Genomic DNA, 2419 nt, shown 5'->3' with positions numbered 1-2419 from the left:
GCTGCTGCCTGACTCCGATTAACTCGGAAAGACGGTAGTGGTCGGACGGTTACGATTGCGGCGCCGAGTTCGACCAAGAACGGCGACAAGCAGCGCGATCCGGAGATGACGCAGACCAAGAAGGGGAATCAGTGGCATTTCGGGATGAAGGCCCATATCGGGGTCGATGCCGAGAGCGGTCTGATCCATAGCGTGACCTGCACGACCGCCAAGGTCGCCGATATTGCCATGATGGAAGCCTGTCTGCATGGCGAGGAAACCCTTGCCCTGGGTGATCGCGGCTATCACAAGAAGAACCGGACGCTTGATGCGTTCGAGAAGGAAGGCAATTTGTCCGTTTTGACGCCGAGCAAGAAACCGGCAGGTGGTGTGCTGAGCGATGAGCAGAAGGCGTTCAACCGGGTACTGTCGGCGGTGCGCGCCATTGTTGAACATCCGTTTCGGGTGGTGAAGCGCCAGTTCGGCTTCGTGAAGGTTCGCTACCGTGGTTTGGCGAAGAATACGGGGCGCCCGAGTTCGACAGTTAAACGTGTAAGTGGTTGATTATTCTGAAGCGTGATTCAAAAACGTGTACTACAAGAGAGCAAGTTGCTGTGGTTGCGTCGGTTTTTTCAGTCTTAGGGCGGCAAAGACGCGATCCTGTGTTTCGGATAGACGAGAGATGCCGGTGACAGGCCGGTCGGCCTGATTGATCCGAATCTGATGATGCTGAAGCTTCTGTAATTCCTCCAGCGCCCGTTCAGGCGAAAGCTGCGCCTCGGCGCTGCTCAATCGCTGACGCATGATGCGATAGAGGATCAAGGCAATGAAACAGATGGCAGCATGTGCCTTGATCCGTTCCGGCAGTCGGTGAAACACCGGGCCGATTTCGATCTCCGACTTCAGCACCCGGAAACCGCGCTCGATATCGGCGAGCGACTTGTAGCGGTCAACCACGCCCAGGGGCGACAAATCCGGCGTATTGGTCACCAGCAACAACTTGCCATCCATCAACTCGGCCAGCGCCAGGGCATCGTGGTCGATTTCGTAGGCGAAGAGTTCGTTCTTCAAGTCGACGCGAATGATGTTCGCCAGATGGGCGTCCCTGACCGCGTGATACAGCCGTGCCTTGGCGCCGCTGTCGGAAAGCTTCTTGCCCCGGGATTTCATCCCGGCATCCTGCGCATCGAGCTTGCCAGCCCAAGTGTTCGCCTGCGCTTCCAGCGTTTCGATGCGCTCGCGACGAAGTGCCTGGGTTTCCCTGGCCACTTCCGGATGATGCGCAACGATCAGGCGCAATCCCCGCCACGGCAATTCGCCAACGACTTCCTGCGAAGCATTGGCGCACTGCGTCTGAAACTCACCCAACAGATCAGCGAATTCACTGTAGCGCCGGCCCGGAACGGCCAGCACGAACTCCAGCGGCTCGCCACTTTCCAGGCGGATCTCAGAGAGGGCATCCAGATTGTCCAGCGACAGCAAGCCCCGGTCTGCCACCAGCACCACCCGGCGAATCGAGGGAAAGCGTTCAAGCACCGTCTTCAACGTCGGCAATTCTGCCGTATTGCCGGCAAACACCTCGTGGTAGATCGGCAGGCCATCGCCGGTTTGCACCACACCCAGCATCACCTGACGGGCGATGACGCCTTCCTTGGCCATGCCGTATTGGCGGACATCGCCCTCTTGGGCAGACCTTCCTTCCGTGCGGATCGTGGTCATGTCGTAGAACACCACCGACAGTTCCTGGTCGATCAAGGGACGCAGCAGATTGGCGATCACGGCATCCACTTCGGCTTGATGCTCGACCAGGGCATCCATGCTGCGCAGCAGATGCTGGTGGGTGATCGATTCAGCCTCAATGCCCGGCATCGCCACCGTGTCCAGCCAGCGCAATACCCCGAGCTTCGACTCCGGATCGCACAGGCGATTGAACACCATCACGCGAATCAGTGCTTCGACATCGATGCTGTGCCGGGTCTTCTTGAACACCCGGCGCAGTTCGCCAAAGCCCAAGGATTCCCACAGTTCGTTGAGCGCCCAGACGTTGCCCAGCGCACGCGCCGATTCGAACTCAACGGCGGGCAATGGCGCATTCAGGAAATCTGGACGGCCAGTGACCTTGAGCAGGCCGGAGATGACGGAATCGAGGCTGTCGGTCAGTTGATCCAGGCGGCCGAGCGTGACCAGGGTGCGATGCTTGGCTTTGCCGGCGTCGTCGCGGAAGGCTTCGACAAGCTGGAGATACTGGCGCGGCCCGGAGCAGGTGATCTTGAGGAACATGCCTCGACTTTACCAGCGCCACATTGCTTGTCAAATATGGCCATGAAAACACAAACGTGCCACTACACGACATTTTTGAAAAATCGCCTTGAAACCCGCATGGCTGCGGAGCAAGTCAAGATAGTTGTCGCCTGATTCATGCGGCGAACCGTGTTTTATT

1 protein-coding gene and 1 pseudogene are annotated in these 2419 nt (G+C 58.4%); one reads left to right on the top strand and one right to left on the bottom strand.

Annotation, left to right across the window (positions count from 1 at the left end; translation table 11 throughout):
* Nucleotides 1-54: 54 nt before the first annotated feature.
* Nucleotides 55-510 (top strand): annotated as a pseudogene (locus JYJ39_RS13855) (IS5 family transposase); the annotation flags it as partial.
* 63 nt (nucleotides 511-573) lie between these two features.
* Here JYJ39_RS13855 and JYJ39_RS13850 read toward each other — a convergent pair.
* Nucleotides 574-2259: an IS1634 family transposase gene (locus JYJ39_RS13850; protein ID WP_205205219.1), complete on the bottom strand. Its 1686-nt coding sequence runs from the start codon at nucleotides 2257-2259 to the stop codon at nucleotides 574-576.
* Nucleotides 2260-2419: the final 160 nt, after the last annotated feature.

Origin of the sequence: Azonexus hydrophilus (assembly GCF_905120355.1) — a bacterium.
Classification (GTDB): domain Bacteria; phylum Pseudomonadota; class Gammaproteobacteria; order Burkholderiales; family Rhodocyclaceae; genus Azonexus.
The sequence above is the reverse complement of the archived record's forward strand: the minus strand, read 5'-3'. Positions and strand labels throughout refer to the sequence as shown.